Source organism: Breoghania sp. (assembly GCF_963674635.1).
Lineage (GTDB): Bacteria > Pseudomonadota > Alphaproteobacteria > Rhizobiales > Stappiaceae > Breoghania.
This window is the reverse complement of record NZ_OY771475.1, coordinates 3305791-3321408: the sequence shown is the minus strand read 5'-3', so window position 1 is coordinate 3321408 and position 15618 is coordinate 3305791. Positions and strand designations below refer to the sequence as shown.

Below are 15618 nucleotides of genomic sequence, written 5' to 3'. Positions count from 1 at the left end.
GTCGCGAACAGGGCTGCCACCAGCCGCAGACGTCCGGGTTCTCAGAAGAACTTGCGGGCCCGACGGGGAATGTCATCGTCGCCATCGACACCCGGATCATCCGGCGGGCGCGGCAGTTTGACCTCGCCGACCGTCTCCAGATCGTCGCCCTTCACGGTGCGCGCCGCATCTTCATCCTTGGCCGCAAACTTGTCCTTGGCATCCGCGGGTGCCTCCGTCTTCGCGTCGGCAGACGGGCCGGTCGCGGTGGACGGCGCACTCTTGCCCTCGGCAAGACGCTGGGCAACCTTCGCCTTGACCCGATCCGCCGGGCTCTGCGTTTCAGCCGGAGCCTTGGCGTCCTCGCCCGGTTTCGCCGCCTGGCTGCCGCCTTCCTGCGTCTGGACCTTGTCCTTTTCGGCGGCGGCCTTCTGGGCCTTGGCCTTCTCGGCCTCCGCCTTCAGCGCTTCCTTGGTTTCCGCAAGCGCCGCCGCGACCTCGACAATCTTCTGCGCCGGCTCCGCCTTGACCGGCGTCTCGACAGGCGGCTTTTCTTCAGGCCGGATGCCGGCAGAGGGCGCCGCCGGTGCCGCGGCGCCGGGCGACACCGTTTCGGTGGTTGGCGCACAGGTGACGATCGGGCCGGAAGCGGTCTGAGCGGGCTTGCTTGCGGCCTTCAGGGTTTCCATCGGAGAGCCGACAATCGTTGCATCTTCGGCGACCGGGCGCTCCAGCGGCATATCGAGCAAATCGGTGCTGTCCTCGTCCTCCGGACCGGTGAGACGTTCCACCGGAGCCTTCCACTCGAAGGCGTCGAGCTTGCCGGTAATCGGCGAAACCGGGGCCCAGGCATCGGCGACGATGCCGTCAGCGGTCCAGGCCGGATCGCGCGGAGCACGAACGGCGCGCGAGAGCCACTCGCGCACGCGGCCGCGATCGCCGTGTTCGCCTTCTTCCAGATCCGCCATCAGAAGGAAGACGCGTTGGGTGGGCTGTGTGCGCAGAAGCGGGCGCAGCTGTTCGCGCGCCTGCTTCCAGTCGCGCGCCTGAATGGCGGCGCGCGCAATGGCGAGCGAACCTTCCACGTGATGGCCGCGCAGATCGTTGAGTGCGCTGACGCGCTTCAGCCTGTCGCGCGCGCTGTCGCCGGGGCGTACATGGGCATAGGCTTCCGCGATGTCGGGATGCGGAGACTTCTTCCATGTCGCCTGCAGCACCTTGATAGCCTTGCGCACATCGCCACGGCGCGTGAGCAATCGGCCCGCGATGACCGCAGCCGGAACGAGATCCGTCGCCAGGCCATGCGCCTCCAGCGCAAGCTGACGCGCATGATCGGGCTCGTGGTCTTCCAGTTCCATCGCACGTGCGGTCAGAAGAACGGCCTTCTGACGGCGCAGCGTCGGCTTGTCGATGAGCTTGGCATGCGCATTGCGCTCCAGCGTGACAATGGCCTGCTCCCAGTCATGGGCGGCCGCCTGATAGGCCAGCACCGCCTTGCCTGCCCAGGCAAGGCCCGGCGAGAGCTTGTGGGCCTCTTCCGCATAGTGGCGCGCGGCAAGGGGTTCCTTCTGGCGCTCGGCTTCGACAAACAGCCCATGCAAACCGAGAAGGCGGGTTTCGTCGTCCTCCAGCATGGCCTCGAAGTGGCTTTGAGCCTCCTCGCGGCGGCCAGACATCTGGGCCGATTGGGCAAGCAGCAGGAGAGCGGCGGGCTCGTTGCGCAACAGCTTGCTGGCCTCGTTGCCATATTTGCTGGCCGCGCGCGCATCGCCTGCCCCCAGGGCAATAAGCCCGTGCGACAGGGCGGAATAGCCCCTGTCCCGACGACGGCGGCTGAAGAAGCGCGACAGCGTCCCTGGCGTGTGCAGGATCGAACGCAGGATCGACCACACGATCCCGAGCACGACCATGAGCATGCTGAGGAAAATCAGCATGGTCATCAGGCCCATCTCGATGCGATAGCCCTGCCAGTCGATGATGACATCGCCGGGGCGGTCGGCCATCCAGGCAAAGCCCAGCGCGAGCACGAAGACGATAGCGAAGAAGGAAAGAACGCGGACCATTTAAGGTGTCTCCGGATCAGCTGTCTTTGGCGAGCGCCTCGATGACCTCGGAGGTCACCTTGTCGACCAGAGCATTGGCAGCGAGCCGCGCACGGGCAGAAGCCGCCCAGTCCTTGCCCGCATTCTGGGTGCCTTCAGGCAATGTTTCGTAGATTTCCAGAGCCTGATCGATATCTCCCGCACGGACACTGGCCTCCATGCGCCCGAGTGCGCCCATCGGCCCGGATCCCGCACCGCTGCCGGTGGCGCGAACCTGCACGAGCGACCGCATGTTGTTCAGGAACGTGTTGGCAACCTTATTGCCGGTATCGACCCGTTCCAGGGTCGAGGCCATCTCGGCGGAGACCTCCGGGAACTCCCGGGTCAGCTGTGTGAGGGTCTTCAGTCCGCGCTGCGCGTGCGCGTCGAGCGCCGCGAGATCCGTTCCTTGCGGCAAGGCGTTGCGCACGGCGGCAAGTTCGACCGCATAGGGACGCCCGGCATCGACCGCGTTCTTGAGCAGCGAAACGGCAACCGCGCGCGACGCGGTTTCACGCGCACCCGGCCCACCCATGATGTCTTCCAGCGCCGCGACCCGCTCCTCCACGCTTTCCACCTTGGTGGTCAGATCGCCAAGACCGGTGCGCGCCGCATCGGCGGCCGCTTCAAGCGTCCCAAGCCGCGCGACCTGACTGTCAAAATCGGTGCGCACCTGCTTCACCGTCTCCACCATCAGATCCAGACGACTGGAGAATGTCTTAATCGCATTGCCAGCGACCGAATCACCCTCGGCAGCGGCCTTGGCCGCGGCGCTGGCCGCTTCGGTCGCCGCGGTCGTGCGCGCCTCCAGAGCGGCAATCTTCTGGTCGATGTCGCTCAGCGCCTTCTGGACGACAGGGCTCGTATCCTCTTCCAGCGCGGTCACTTTGTCACCGAGCGTGGCGAGTGTGCCCTGGATCTTCTCCACGCTGTCATCGAGGCTCGCCAAAGCAGCCGAAGCGCCCGCGCCACCGGAGGAAACGAACCGGCGCAACTCCTCAAGCCCGGAAGTTAAGGCCTGCATGTCGCCTTCAAGCCCGGCGGCCGTCTTCGCCGTCTGTTCCAGACCCTGCAAACGCTCCGCCAGGTCATTGACCACGGAAGGTGCAACCGTCGGCGACGCCTCGGCGCTCGAAATCTCACGCATGCGCTCGTCCAGGGCCGCGAAACGCGCATCCGCACTGGCCAGAGCCGTCTTGAGCCGCGTCAGTTCCTGCCCGCTTTCAAAAACGAGATAGCCGGTTTTCGCACCCGCCCACACGCCGCCGAATGCGACGGCGGCGCCGATACCGGCGGCAAGAATGAGCCCGCCATATCCGAAGCCCTTCTTGGCCGGTGGCGGCGTTGCCCGGCGGCGCGTCTCGGCGGCAAGCGGATCCTTGCCCTTGTCTGACCCGGAAGCCGACCTGCCGTCGTTGCCCGCAGCGCCCCCGGCCTGCGAGGCCGCGCCCGATGCAAGGCCCGCCTTGGCGTCATTGTCCCGGGCGCCAGCTTCCTTCGATGCCTGCCTGGCGCGCACTTCCTCCGCCTTGAGATCGATGGTCAGCGGCTTGCCAGCGCGTGCCGCACTGCTGCGCCCGGCCTGTGCGGAGGACGCTCCCGGTTTGGCTTCGCCCGCCTTGGCGCTGCCGGAGCCGGAAGGCGATGCTCCCGCCTTTTTCTCGCCAGGCTTGTTCTCAGAGGATTTGGCTGCGCCGGACGCCTCCTTGGCATCGGATTTTGCCGCAGCACCGGATGCGCCGCCAGCCTTCTCGGCCGGCTTGACGCCGCTTTTGTCATCCGCCTTGACGTTATCGGTCGACGTCTTGTCTTTTTCGGAAGCCATTCCGTTCCTCAAAATTCGCGCGTGTCAGCTGCGCCGGATCGCCAATTCAGGCAAGCATACAATCTTGCCCCTTCGACGAAAGTGGTCATTAGGACCGATTCGCAGCGCCTTCTGAATGCCGGTATATCCCATAGGACAGAACAGACCTGCCTTTCTCGCAACCGACCTTGGGAGAAAAGCCGTTCACGAGGGGACATTTCATCCATTGTACTCCATTGTCGCCGGGACGAAACCGCGCCGTAAACACGCACGGACGCCCGCGCGCGCTTCGGGCCGGACCTCAGGCCCGCGTTTCGCCTGCCCTCCCCGCGATCTGCCTTGCGTTTCTCCGACCCTGTCGAACGCGACGCAAGATCTCACTGATACTCTATCGTTTGACGTTGGAAAATGTCGCCATTACGGCCTGACGCAAATCATCGCAGGATCTTCCCATGAATGATGTTGCCCCCAAGACGCCGCCCCGCCCCGTGCTGCCGATCACGCTCGAAGGCCGTTTCGTCCGGCTGGAGCCGATTGCCGGGCATCATCGCGCCGGTCTTGCCGCGCTTTATGCCGATGCCGGGGCGAAGATCTTCCGGAATTCGCCCTTTCCAGGCTCTTTCGACGATTACATCGATGCCGCCCTTGCCGCGCTGACACCCGATCATCACCTGCCCTTCGTGGTCCGCGCGCAAGGCACCGACGCCTTTATCGGCATGACGCGGCTTTTCGACATTCTGCCGTCCGACCGCGGTCTGGAGATCGGCTACACCTGGTATCACCCGACCTTCTGGGGCGGACCGACCAATCCCGAGTGCAAGCTGCTGCTCATGACCCATGCCTTTGAAGGCTGCGGATATGAGCGGGTGCAGCTCAAGACAGACGCCCGCAACCTGCACTCGCAGGCCGCCATGACCAAGATGGGGGCAACCTGCGAAGGCACGCTGCGCCATCACAAGGTGCGTTCCGACGGCCTCTGGCGCGACTCCGTCTTTTTCTCCGTGCTTGCGCAGGAATGGCCTGCGGTAAAGGCCGGTCTTCAGGCGCGGCTTGCCGGGTGAGGATCGCTCAAAGCAGCTCCACCCCTGCGCCTTGCAGGAGCAAGTTCGCCGCCAGGACTGTCATCACGACCGCAAATACCTTGCGAAACACCGCCTCCGGCATCCGCCCGAGCAGCATGGTGCCCGTCAGCGTGCCCAGAAACCCCGTGCCGATCATCGAGATCATCAGCACGATCCAGGGCCCGAAAGCGAAGCCGAGCATGCCGAAGACGACGACCTTGATCAGATGCTGAAAGGTCATGCAGGCAGCAAAGGTGCCGACAAAGACATGCCGGTTGCTCATCATCGGCGCCAGGAGCGCCCCCATGAAGGGCCCTGTCGCGCCGATGAACATCGTCAGGATCGACGTGACGAAGCCCGCAAGCAGCAAAAGCGGCCGGGACAGCCGGGCGTAGGTCGGCTTTTTCCCCCAAAGCGACCAGAGCACGAAAGCGCCGAGCCCGGCCTTCAGCAGGGTATCGGGAAGCTGAACGGCCAGATGACCACCGATCCAGGCGCCGAGAAGTCCACCGGCCGCGATATAGAACATGATGGCGCGATCGGCATGACGCGCCTGGACGATCGCGCGCCCCGCATTCGATCCGAACTGGATGACCCCGTGAACGGGCACGAGAACGGTCATGGGTACGGCCGTCGCCATCACCGCAAGCAGCACGACCCCGCCCCCGATGCCGACAGCCGCCGTCATCATGGAGGTGAGAAACGACAAGACGATGAGCATGATCGCGAAGGCCGGAGAGATATCCGGCGGGATCAAGGTGATGAGCTGATCCAACGACAGGGCCTCACTTGACCGCAAAGCTGCGGCTGTTTCTCGTTTGCCGAACCGCGGGCCGGGAAAGGGCCCCGTTCAGCCGAATGGCGCTCCACCAAACATCCGCACCGATGATCGCGCAACGGGGTGCGGCTATTTGCGCAACAAAACGTTGGCCTGGTCCTCCGCAATCGCCGCCACATAGTACCAACGCTTGTTCTTCTTGCGGAAAAGGCTCGCCTCGCGGTGATCCCTGATCGTCCCCTCGCTCAACGCCTTGGCGACGAACCGCACCATGCCGGTCTTGTCGTCCACGCCGCCCTGCTCGACCCGTTCGATTTCCAGCCCGACCCATTCGCGCGTCTGCGCGAATTCGGTAAGTCCTTCCATATCCAGCGTTTTCTGGTATTTCGGCCAAAGGCTCTGCTTCAGCCATTTCACGTCGCGTCGCGCAAAGGCCGTGTAGCGCGACCGCATCAGCGCCTCGGCCGTCTCCGGCCAGGCGCGTCCCTCCAGCGCCGGCCCGCAGCACAGCTCATAGTCCTTGCCGGAACAACAGGGGCAGGCGGTCATGCTCTTCCTCGCAATTGCTGATCTTGCTCATTTCCGCCCGTCATGCCCCGATGCGCCTTGAAGCGCAAGGTCGCACCCGTGCCCCCCATCTCGACACCGGGCCCGGAAGGAGGCACTCTGCCAGCATGCGGATTGCAACCTTCAACCTGGAATCCTTTGGCGAAGACACTTTCGATGCGCAGGCTCTCGCGCCGCGCCTTGAGCGTCTGCGCCCCGCGCTGGAAGGGCTCAAGGCCGATATCCTGTGCCTGCAGGAAATCAATGCCCAGCACCGCAAGGACGAGGAGGCACGGGCTTTCGACGCCCTGGCCGAATTGCTGAAGGACACGCGATACGAAGGGTTTCACCTTGCTGCAAGCGGCGCGGGCGACCCGCCGGAACGGCACAACATGGCGGTGCTCTCGCGCTATCCGATCCGCAGCGTCCGCGACATCCTGAACGAGCATGTGGACCCGCCGCAATGGCGCCGTCGCCATGCCGACCCGCCCGATGAGGGCGCCCCCCCTATCGAGTTCGACCGCCCGATTCTCTCCGTGAGCATCGATCTGCCGGAGGGCCGCCCGCTCCATCTCTTTTGCGTCCACCTGCGCGCACCGCTCGCCGCCCCTGTGCCGGGCCAGAAACTGAGCGCCAATGTCTGGAAATCCGTGCCCGGTTGGGCGGAGGGCTATTTTCTGGCCGCGATCAAACGCACCGGACAGGCGCTTGAGTTGCGCCATGCCATCGATGCGGTTTTCGACGCCGACGAAAGCGCCCTGATCGCCGCACTCGGTGATTTCAACGCCGTCGATGTGGAGCCGGCGCTGCGCATCGTGCTGGCAGATCCCGATGACACGGGAAATCCGGCGCTCGCCGCGCGCCAGCTCACGCCGGTTGAGTCATCCGTGGCGAGGGAGCGTCGCTACACGGTGAGCCACAAGGGCCGCCATCACATGCTCGACCATATCCTGACGAGCCCCGCCCTCACCGCCCGCCTGACGCAGGTTGCGATCCTGAACAGGGACCTGGCCGATGAAGTGGAAGATTCCGGCACGGTCGCGGCTCTCGGCTCGTTTCATGCGCCGCTGGTCGCAAGTTTCTCCGATTGATCACTCCTGTTTGGCGGCAAGTGATTCGATATAAGCGACGAGCGCCCCGATCTCGGCGCGGCTCAAGGACATGTCCGGCATGACCGGATGCGTGCCTGCGAGCATTGTCGCCAGAGCGTCTTCATCAAGGTTCCGCCGCGCCGCGATTTCGGAAAATGGCGGCGTATCCGGATTGCCCGTTGTCTGATCGCTCGCCACCACATGGCAGTTCGCGCACCAGAGCCGCGCCAGCCTTTCCCCCGCCGCGATCGTTACGCCCGCTTGGGCTGAGAGCCCGAAAAGACAGACAAGTCCGACACTTGCCGGGACGGCTCTTGAAACAAATGATGAAATAGGTGCGAAAAACATGGCTGTCGTCTCCCTCCCGGCGGCCCCCTGACGCCCTCCGGCGCTCCGCCACGATGGCAATTTCCACATTGCCGGGTCATGATCGCGGGCCATCGGACTGGCGGCTTCCGTTACGTATCCCAGTATAGTCAGGAAAACGGAAAGTCGACGACCACCCATTTGTGAGGATCCGAAATGCGACGACCCATTGCCCGCCTGTTGCCCGCGCTGCTGGGCGCAGCCCTTGCCTTCGCCCCCGTCGCCTCCCATGCGCAGGAGATGACGCCGATTCTCTCCGCAAAGGACATCGTGCGCCCGGTTCTCGGCACGTCCGGCATGGTGGCAAGCCAGGAGGCCATCGCAACCCGCGTCGGCGTGGAAATCCTGAAACAAGGCGGCAACGCGGTCGACGCTGCGGTCGCCGTTGGCTTCGCACTTGCCGTCACCCTGCCGCGGGCGGGCAATCTCGGCGGCGGCGGTTTCATGGTCCTGCACCGCGCCGACAAGAACGAAACGGTCGCCATCGACTACCGCGAAAAGGCCCCGGCGGCCGCCTTCAGGGACATGTTCCTCGATGAAAAGGGCGAGGCAGACCCGCAGAAGTCGCGCTTTTCAGGTCTTGCCGTCGGCGTTCCCGGCACGGTTGCGGGCCTGCTCCGCGCCCACAAGGACTACGGATCCGGCAAGCTGAGCCGCGCTCAGGTGATGGCGCCCGCGATCCGGCTCGCCGCAGAAGGCTTCGACATGCCGATGGCCCTCGCCCGCTCGCTGGAGCAGGTCCGGGAGCGGCTGGGTCAGGATGCGGACAGCTATGTCACCTTCTATGGCGAAGCAGGACTGCCGGTTGTTCCCGGCTCGCGCCTCAAGCAACCGGCTCTGGCCGCCACGCTGAGAAAGATCGCGGACGAAGGCGCTGACGGCTTCTATCGCGGCCCCGTGGCCGAGGCGATCGCGTCGACCGTGCAGGCGCAAGGCGGCGCAATGACGACGCAGGATCTCGCCGATTACAACGTCGTGCTGCGCGAGCCGGTAACCGGCACCTATCGCGGCCTGACGGTCGCCTCCATGCCGCCGCCGTCTTCCGGCGGCATCCATATCATCCAGATCCTGAACATCCTGGAAGGCTTTGATCTTACGGCCACGGGTGCGAATTCGGCAGCCACCATCAACGTCATGGCGGAGGCCATGAAGCGCGCCTATGCCGACCGGTCGAAATATCTGGGCGATCCGGATTTCGTGGACGTGCCGAGCGACGGCCTGACCGCGAAGTCCTATGCCGATGGCCTTCGCCCGGGCATCGAAACGGGCAAGGTGACGCCCTCCGGCGAGATCGGCCCCGCCAACCCGCTGCCCTATGAAAGCAACCAGACCACCCATTTCTCGGTCATGGATTCGCAAGGCAATGCGGTTTCCAACACCTACACGCTGAATTTCTCCTATGGCGCGGGCTTCATGGCGCGCGGCACCGGTGTGCTGCTCAACAACGAACTGGATGATTTTTCCGCAAAGCCGGGTGTGCCCAATGCCTATGGGCTGATTGGTGGCGAGGCCAATTCGGTGGAGCCCCGCAAACGCCCGCTGTCCTCCATGAGCCCGACCATCGTCTTCAAGGACGGCAAGCCCTGGCTCGTCACCGGCTCGCCCGGCGGCAGCCGCATCATCACCACCGTCCTGCAGGTAATCCTCAACACCGTCGATCATCACATGAACGTGGCGGAGGCCAATGCGGCGCCGCGTGTGCACCACCAGTGGTGGCCCGACGAGCTGCGCGTGGAAAAGGGCCTCAGCCCCGACACGCTGAAGCTTCTGAAGGACATGGGCTACGAGATCGCGGAGAAGAACGCCATGGGCTCCACCCAGTCCATCATGGCGCAGGACGGGATGCTGATGGGCGCTTCCGATCCGCGCACCGACGGCGACCTCGCCGCCGGGTACTAGCAAAAGCGGAAATGTCGGCGGCTCAGGGAACCAGCTTGTAGCCGCCGGCTTCCGTCACCAGCAGCGAAGCGTTGGAGGGATCTGCCTCGATCTTCTGGCGCAAACGATAGATATGGGTTTCCAGCGTGTGGGTGGTGACGCCGGAATTGTAGCCCCACACCTCGTGCAGCAGCACGTCGCGCGTCACCGGCTTTTCGCCCGTGCGGTAGAGATATTTGAGGATCGCCGTTTCCTTTTCCGTCAGCCGCACCTTGCCGCCCTTGTCGTCGAGCAAAAGCTTGGCGGAGGGGCGGAACGTATAGGGGCCGATGGCGAAGGTGGCGTCCTCGCTCTGCTCGTGCTGGCGCAGGTGAGCGCGCACGCGGGCAAGAAGCACCGCGAACTTGAAGGGCTTCACCACATAATCGTTGGCGCCCGCCTCAAGACCGAGAATGGTGTCGCTGTCGGTGTCATGACCGGTGAGCATGATGATCGGGGCCTTGAAGCCGCCCTTGCGGAGCACCTTCACCGCCTCGCGCCCGTCCATGTCCGGCAGGCCCACATCCATGACCAGCAGGTCGATCCGTTCCCCGCGCGCCTCGCGGATGCCGGAGGCCGCACTGTCGCAGACAAGCGTCTCGAATTCCTCAAAGAGCGACAATTGCTCAACCAGCGCCTCGCGCAGATCGGCATCGTCATCGATAATCAGAATCCTGCGAGCGGTCATGAAGCCCTCCGGCGCTCTCCCTGCGATCATGCGGATCCGTCTTGCAATCGCGTTGCGTTGATCGGCAGACGAATCTCGCTCCTTCATGGCAGTTTGCATTCACGATTGCGAGAGAACAATGGCCAGCCCCGTACGGTAACGGGTTCAATTTATCATCACGCGCCAGTGATGACCGCGGGCGAGCACGGGAAAGGCAGCGAAAGAGATCAAATGTCTGAAAAGGCGGAAAACTCACGGAAAGCCGGCATGCGCGTACGGACCCTTTCAGCCCGAAGCCGCACCGGCTTGCTGCAATTCGGTCCGCTGCGGGCCCCGTGCGCCCTCGGGCGGGGCGGCCTGTCGCGGCGAAAGCGCGAAGGCGACGGCGCATCGCCCGTGGGACAATATCGCCTGATCGAGGTTCTCTATCGTGCCGACCGCATTGCCCGCCCGGTCACCAGGCTGCCCGTGCGCGCGATCCGGCGCGACGATATCTGGTGCGATGATCCCGAAAGCGCGCACTACAACCGCCCGGCTCGCGCGCCCCTTGCCGCCTCACACGAAAAGCTGTGGCGCGACGATCATCTTTACGATGTCATCGTCGTGCTTGATCACAATCGCAAACCGCGGGTTCGCGGGCATGGCAGTGCGGTCTTTTTCCACCTCGCCCGCCCCGGCTACACGCCGACAGAGGGCTGCATCGCGGTGAAGCTTGCGGATATGCGGCGCCTGCTGGCGCGCGCCGGGCGCGACACTTATATGCGTATCGGCTGACCCGGACGTGGTTTTCCGCAACCCCTGCCACTGGCAATCGGCATGGGTTTCCGCCATATAGGGCACAGTTTTCAACCGGTGTCAGAAAGGCGCCCTGCTCATGACTTCGCGTGAAATCCCCTTCGTCAAGATGAACGGGCTCGGCAACGACTTTGTCGTTTTCGATGCACGCGAGGAACCCGTGCGCCTGAGCGAAAAGCAAATCGCCGCCATTGGCGACCGGCAGAGCGGCATCGGTTTTGACCAGATGATCATCGTGGAGCCCTCCCCGCTGGGTCTCGACGCCTTCATGCGCATCTACAATCGCGACGGCTCTCAGGTGGACGCCTGCGGCAACGCCACGCGCTGTATCGGACGGCTGGTGATGGAAGAGCGCGACATCAACCGCGCCACGATCCAGACCAATGCCGGGATCCTGAAGGCCTTTGCCACCGACGACGAAATCCGCGTCACCGTCGACATGGGCAAGCCAAGGCTGGAATGGCAGGACATTCCGCTGGCCGAAGAGTTCCGCGACACCCGCGCCATCGAATTGCAGATCGGCCCGATCGACGCGCCGGTGCTGCATTCGCCCGCGGTCGTCAACATGGGCAATCCGCACGCGATCTTCTTCGTGGACGATATCGAGGCTCATGATCTCGCCCGCTTCGGGCCCCTTCTGGAACATCACCCGGTCTTTCCCGAGCGCGCCAACATCACGCTCGCCCAGATCACCGGCGAAAACGAGATCCGCGCCATCGTCTGGGAACGCGGCGTTGGCCTGACGCGCGCCTGCGGCACGGCGGCCTGCGCCACGGGTGTTGCCGCCGCCCGCAAGCGGCTCACCGGGCGCAGCGTGACCGTCACGCTGCCCGGCGGCCCTCTTCATATCGAATGGCGCGAGAGCGACGACCACGTGATGATGACCGGCGATACGGAAGTGGAATTCTTCGGCACGCTCGATGCCGACACGCTCGCCTGGCGGCGCGCGGAACAGGGCGCGGCATAAGTCCATGACCATCAAGCTTGTCACCTTCGGTTGCCGCCTCAACACCTACGAGTCGGAAATCATGCGTCGGGAGGCGGAAGCCGCGGGCCTCGACAACGCCATTCTGGTCAACACCTGCGCGGTGACCGGCGAGGCCGTGCGTCAGGCCCGCCAGCAGATCCGCCGCGCGCGCCGTGACAACCCCGATGCGCGCATCATCGTCACAGGCTGTGCTGCGCAAACGGAAGCGGAAACCTTTTCCGCCATGGAAGAGGTCGATCTCGTCATCGGCAACACCGAAAAGCTGCAGCGCGAGTCCTACGCCCGCGTCGCCGATTTCGGCATCGACGAGAACGAGAAGGTCATCGTCAATGACATCATGAGCGTGCGCGAGACCGCCGGTCACCTGATCGACGGGCTGGAAGGCCGCGCGCGCGCCTTCGTGCAGGTCCAGAACGGCTGCGACCACCGCTGCACCTTCTGCATCATCCCCTTCGGGCGCGGCAATTCCCGGTCCGTCCCCATGGGCGAGGTGGTCGGCCAGATCCGCCGCCTTGTCGCAAACGGCTATCGCGAGATCGTGCTGACGGGCGTCGACATCACCTCTTATGGTTCGGATCTGCCCGGTGAGCCGAAGCTCGGCACGCTGGTTGAGAAGATCCTCAAGCTCGTGCCCGATCTGGAACGGCTGCGGCTTTCCTCCATCGATTCCATCGAAGCCGATGACGCCCTGATGCGGGCGATTGCCGAGGAGGACCGGCTGATGCCGCATTTCCACCTCTCGCTGCAATCGGGCGACAACATGATCCTGAAGCGCATGAAGCGCCGTCATTCGCGCGAGGACACGATCCGCTTCTGCCAGGATGTGCGCCATTATCGCCCCGATGTGGTCTTTGGCGCCGACATCATCGCCGGGTTCCCGACCGAAACGGACGAGATGTTCGAAAACTCTCTGGCGATCGTGGAGGATTGCGGCCTGACGCATCTCCATGTCTTCCCCTTCTCGCCGCGCAAGGGAACGCCCGCCGCCCGCATGCCGCAGCTTGAGCGCGCGCTCGTGAAGGAGCGCGCCGGACGGCTGCGCGAGGCCGGGGAAGCCGCCCTCATGCGCCATCTTGCCGGTGAGGTCGGCCTGACCCGGCGCATTCTCGTGGAGCGCGAGGGCCTGGGCCGCACCGAGCAATTCACCGAGACCGAAATCGCATGCGGCGAGCCGGGAACCATCGTGACCGCGAGGATCACCGGCCACAGCCATCGACACCTCCTGGCGGAAACGGCGTAAGAGCACGGTTCCCTCGCAGCGTCAGACGTTTTAGAGATGAAGGCCAGAGCGCACCCGGCGGGTTCCGGGCCCGCCTGGCAAACGACAAAGAACGGATTTTCATGGCTGAGAGCGAGAAGCGCGGTTTTTTTGGCAGGCTGTTTGGCGGCAAGAAAGAAGCGACCCCGACGACAGATACCGACGTCGACACGGGCACCCTCCTCGAACCGACCGGCGAACCCGCCGAAGAAAATTCCGGCAGTCAGGACGAAAGCGCGCAGTCCCCTCAAGATCTGACTGCTGACGGTTCGCCCGCCGACGGTTCGCCCGTCGAAGGCCGGGGCGACGATGCGGTTCTTGAGGAGGCGCCCACCGACGAGACGCCCGCCGAACACCACATCGACCATCCGCTCGTCATGCCGATGGAGCTGGCGCCGATCATCGCCGACGACCTGACACCGGACGAACCTGCCGTCGAAGCGCCTGCCGTCGAATCGTCTGGCGAAGAAGCGCGCGAAACCGAACCGGAAGCCGAAGCCGCCATCGAGCCCGAGGCGGATGCGGGGGACGCACCGGCTCCCCTGCCCGTCACCGAAGCGACCGCAGAACCGCGCAAGTCCTGGTTCCAGCGACTTCGCGAAGGACTGGCGCGTTCTTCTTCCGCGCTTGGCGACAGCCTCAATTCGCTCATCCGCAAACGCAAGCTCGATGCGGAAACGCTGGAGGAACTGGAAGACCTCCTGATCCAGGCCGACCTTGGCGCCGATACCGCCGTTACCATCGCCGAGCGACTTGCCGAAGGCCGCTTCGACAAGGAGATCTCCGAGGCGGAAGTGCGCAAGGTTCTGGCGGAGGAGATCGAAAAGGTCCTGGAACCGGTCGCCCGCCCGCTGAATCTGGATACCGGGCACAAGCCGCATGTTGTCCTGCTGGTCGGCGTCAACGGCACGGGCAAGACCACCACCATTGGCAAGCTTTCCGCCAAGCTGACCCGCGAGGGCAAGAAAGTGATGCTGGCCGCGGGCGATACCTTCCGCGCCGCCGCCGTCGAACAGCTCAAGATCTGGGGCGATCGCACCGGATCGCCGGTCGTTGCGCGCGAGACGGGCGCCGACGCTGCGGGCCTCGTCTTCGACGCCATGAAGGAAGCGAAGGCACAGGGCAGCGACGTGCTCCTGATCGACACCGCCGGCCGCCTTCAGAACCGCGCGGAACTCATGGCGGAGCTTGAAAAGGTTGTCCGCGTGATCAAGAAGCACGACCCGGAGGCCCCGCATACGGTGCTTTTGACGCTGGATGCCACCACCGGGCAAAACGCCATGAACCAGGTGGAGATCTTCGGGCGCACCGCGGGCGTGACCGGCCTGGTGATGACCAAACTCGACGGAACGGCACGCGGCGGCATTCTGGTCGCCATTGCCGCCAAGCACGGCCTTCCGGTCCATTTCATCGGTGTCGGCGAGGGTATCGATGATCTGGAACCCTTCACAGCCAGCGAGTTCGCCTCTGCCATCGCCGGAACCGCGCGCGGTTGAACCGGAGATTTGAAGACCCAGCTCAACCTGATTGCCGCGTGCCACAGGGCGTGAGGCCACACACAGACAAACGGGGAATTGTCGACGTGGAATTTGAACACGATCCGGGCGCAGCCGACCGAAAGCGGGATTCCATGAATCCCCTGCTGAAACTTGCCCTGGAACTGGGCCCGCTCGGCGTGTTCTTCTTCGCCAATGCGCGCGGCGCGCAGCTTGCCGAGAGTTTTCCCGCGCTTGCGGCCTTCGGCGGGCCGATCTTCGTCGCCACCGCCGCCTTCATGGTCGCCATCACCGTGTCGCTGATCGTCTCCTACATCATGACGCGCCATCTGCCGATCATGCCACTGGTCACCGGCGTCGTGGTGCTGGTCTTCGGCGCGCTGACGCTCTATCTGCACGACGATCTCTTCATCAAGCTCAAGCCGACCATCATCAACGGACTGTTCGGAACCGTCCTGCTCGGTGGGCTTGTCTTCGGGCGCGCGCTGCTGGGTTATGTCTTCGACAGCGTGTTCCGGCTCGATGCCGAAGGCTGGCGCAAACTCACCTTCCGCTGGGGGCTGTTCTTCTACTTCCTCGCCATCGTCAACGAGGTTGTGTGGCGCAATTTCTCCACCGACACATGGGTGACCTTCAAGGTCTTCGGCATCATGCCGATCACCTTCATCTTCACCTTCGCGCAGATCCCGATGATCAGCCGCCACTCCCTGTCCGGGACGGACGATGTGGAAGCTTCCGAAGAGGCGCGCAGCGACTAGCATCTGCGCGACCGTGCTTTCGCCCGCCGCAGC

14 protein-coding genes are annotated in these 15618 nt (G+C 64.3%); 8 read left to right on the top strand and 6 right to left on the bottom strand.

Translation table 11 applies throughout. The features are described from left to right. Window positions 1-41 precede the first annotated feature (41 nt). Together ABGM93_RS14495 and ABGM93_RS14490 are read right to left on the bottom strand one after the other, a co-directional pair. Window positions 42-2042 (bottom strand): heme biosynthesis HemY N-terminal domain-containing protein, encoded by a 2001-nt coding sequence (locus ABGM93_RS14495; RefSeq protein WP_321500623.1) that lies wholly within the window; start codon window positions 2040-2042, stop codon window positions 42-44. A gap of 16 nt (window positions 2043-2058) precedes the next feature. Next, complete coding sequence (locus ABGM93_RS14490; RefSeq protein ID WP_321500621.1) at window positions 2059-3885, bottom strand: hypothetical protein; 1827 nt, start codon at window positions 3883-3885, stop codon at window positions 2059-2061. Between the two features lie 431 nt (window positions 3886-4316). Here ABGM93_RS14490 and ABGM93_RS14485 point away from each other — a divergent pair, with 431 nt between their 5' ends. After that, a complete protein-coding gene (locus ABGM93_RS14485; RefSeq protein WP_321500619.1) occupies window positions 4317-4925 on the top strand; it encodes a GNAT family protein in 609 nt (202 codons plus the stop codon). A 7-nt stretch (window positions 4926-4932) separates the two neighbouring features. On the opposite strand, the gene ABGM93_RS14480 is transcribed toward ABGM93_RS14485, so the two are convergent. Further along, window positions 4933-5700: a sulfite exporter TauE/SafE family protein gene (locus tag ABGM93_RS14480; protein ID WP_321500617.1), complete on the bottom strand. Its 768-nt coding sequence runs from the start codon at window positions 5698-5700 to the stop codon at window positions 4933-4935. Between the two features lie 132 nt (window positions 5701-5832). Continuing rightward, complete coding sequence (locus ABGM93_RS14475) at window positions 5833-6252, bottom strand: YchJ family metal-binding protein (RefSeq protein WP_321334429.1); 420 nt, start codon at window positions 6250-6252, stop codon at window positions 5833-5835. Between the two features lie 125 nt (window positions 6253-6377). On the opposite strand from ABGM93_RS14475, the gene ABGM93_RS14470 reads away from it, so the two are divergent. Beyond that, window positions 6378-7340 (top strand): endonuclease/exonuclease/phosphatase family protein, encoded by a 963-nt coding sequence (locus ABGM93_RS14470; RefSeq protein ID WP_321500615.1) that lies wholly within the window; start codon window positions 6378-6380, stop codon window positions 7338-7340. On the opposite strand, the gene ABGM93_RS14465 is transcribed toward ABGM93_RS14470, so the two are convergent. Further along, window positions 7341-7688, bottom strand: a complete 348-nt coding sequence (locus tag ABGM93_RS14465; protein WP_321500613.1) for a cytochrome c — start codon at window positions 7686-7688, stop codon at window positions 7341-7343. Between the two features lie 174 nt (window positions 7689-7862). Between ABGM93_RS14465 and ggt the strand changes: the two genes are divergently transcribed. Beyond that, window positions 7863-9605, top strand: coding sequence for a gamma-glutamyltransferase (gene ggt, locus ABGM93_RS14460; protein WP_321500611.1), 1743 nt, complete (start codon window positions 7863-7865; stop codon window positions 9603-9605). Between the two features lie 22 nt (window positions 9606-9627). Here ggt and ABGM93_RS14455 read toward each other — a convergent pair whose 3' ends face one another. Beyond that, window positions 9628-10311, bottom strand: a complete 684-nt coding sequence (locus ABGM93_RS14455) for a response regulator transcription factor (RefSeq protein WP_319774693.1) — start codon at window positions 10309-10311, stop codon at window positions 9628-9630. Window positions 10312-10557: 246 nt separating this feature from the next. On the opposite strand from ABGM93_RS14455, the gene ABGM93_RS14450 reads away from it, so the two are divergent. The 5 genes from ABGM93_RS14450 (at window position 10558) to ABGM93_RS14430 (ending at window position 15585) form a co-directional block, all read left to right on the top strand. Continuing rightward, window positions 10558-11064: a L,D-transpeptidase family protein gene (locus ABGM93_RS14450; RefSeq protein ID WP_321500607.1), complete on the top strand. Its 507-nt coding sequence runs from the start codon at window positions 10558-10560 to the stop codon at window positions 11062-11064. Window positions 11065-11164: 100 nt separating this feature from the next. Then, window positions 11165-12052: a diaminopimelate epimerase gene (gene dapF / locus ABGM93_RS14445; protein WP_321500604.1), complete on the top strand. Its 888-nt coding sequence runs from the start codon at window positions 11165-11167 to the stop codon at window positions 12050-12052. 4 nt (window positions 12053-12056) lie between these two features. Beyond that, window positions 12057-13313 carry a tRNA (N(6)-L-threonylcarbamoyladenosine(37)-C(2))-methylthiotransferase MtaB gene (mtaB, locus tag ABGM93_RS14440; RefSeq protein ID WP_321500601.1) on the top strand — a complete coding sequence of 419 codons (1257 nt, stop codon included), beginning with the start codon at window positions 12057-12059 and terminating at the stop codon, window positions 13311-13313. A 101-nt stretch (window positions 13314-13414) separates the two neighbouring features. Further along, window positions 13415-14827 carry a signal recognition particle-docking protein FtsY gene (gene ftsY, locus ABGM93_RS14435; protein ID WP_321500598.1) on the top strand — a complete coding sequence of 471 codons (1413 nt, stop codon included), beginning with the start codon at window positions 13415-13417 and terminating at the stop codon, window positions 14825-14827. 134 nt (window positions 14828-14961) lie between these two features. Then, complete coding sequence (locus ABGM93_RS14430) at window positions 14962-15585, top strand: septation protein A (RefSeq protein ID WP_321505914.1); 624 nt, start codon at window positions 14962-14964, stop codon at window positions 15583-15585. The last annotated feature ends 33 nt before the right edge of the window (window positions 15586-15618 follow it).

Bases quoted from the DNA above. Each gene is read 5' to 3' on its own strand.
- ftsY (WP_321500598.1), top strand. From the start codon at position 13,415: ATGGCTGAGAGCGAGAAGCGCGGTTTTTTTGGCAGGCTGTTTGGCGGC.
- ABGM93_RS14465 (WP_321500613.1), bottom strand. From the start codon at position 7,688: ATGTTTTTCGCACCTATTTCATCATTTGTTTCAAGAGCCGTCCCGGCA.
- ABGM93_RS14455 (WP_319774693.1), bottom strand. From the start codon at position 10,311: ATGACCGCTCGCAGGATTCTGATTATCGATGACGATGCCGATCTGCGC.
- ABGM93_RS14450 (WP_321500607.1), top strand. From the start codon at position 10,558: ATGCGCGTACGGACCCTTTCAGCCCGAAGCCGCACCGGCTTGCTGCAA.
- ABGM93_RS14430 (WP_321505914.1), top strand. From the start codon at position 14,962: ATGAATCCCCTGCTGAAACTTGCCCTGGAACTGGGCCCGCTCGGCGTG.
- ABGM93_RS14485 (WP_321500619.1), top strand. From the start codon at position 4,317: ATGAATGATGTTGCCCCCAAGACGCCGCCCCGCCCCGTGCTGCCGATC.
- mtaB (WP_321500601.1), top strand. From the start codon at position 12,057: ATGACCATCAAGCTTGTCACCTTCGGTTGCCGCCTCAACACCTACGAG.
- dapF (WP_321500604.1), top strand. From the start codon at position 11,165: ATGACTTCGCGTGAAATCCCCTTCGTCAAGATGAACGGGCTCGGCAAC.
- ABGM93_RS14470 (WP_321500615.1), top strand. From the start codon at position 6,378: ATGCGGATTGCAACCTTCAACCTGGAATCCTTTGGCGAAGACACTTTC.
- ABGM93_RS14490 (WP_321500621.1), bottom strand. From the start codon at position 3,885: ATGGCTTCCGAAAAAGACAAGACGTCGACCGATAACGTCAAGGCGGAT.
- ABGM93_RS14475 (WP_321334429.1), bottom strand. From the start codon at position 6,252: ATGACCGCCTGCCCCTGTTGTTCCGGCAAGGACTATGAGCTGTGCTGC.
- ABGM93_RS14495 (WP_321500623.1), bottom strand. From the start codon at position 2,042: ATGGTCCGCGTTCTTTCCTTCTTCGCTATCGTCTTCGTGCTCGCGCTG.
- ggt (WP_321500611.1), top strand. From the start codon at position 7,863: ATGCGACGACCCATTGCCCGCCTGTTGCCCGCGCTGCTGGGCGCAGCC.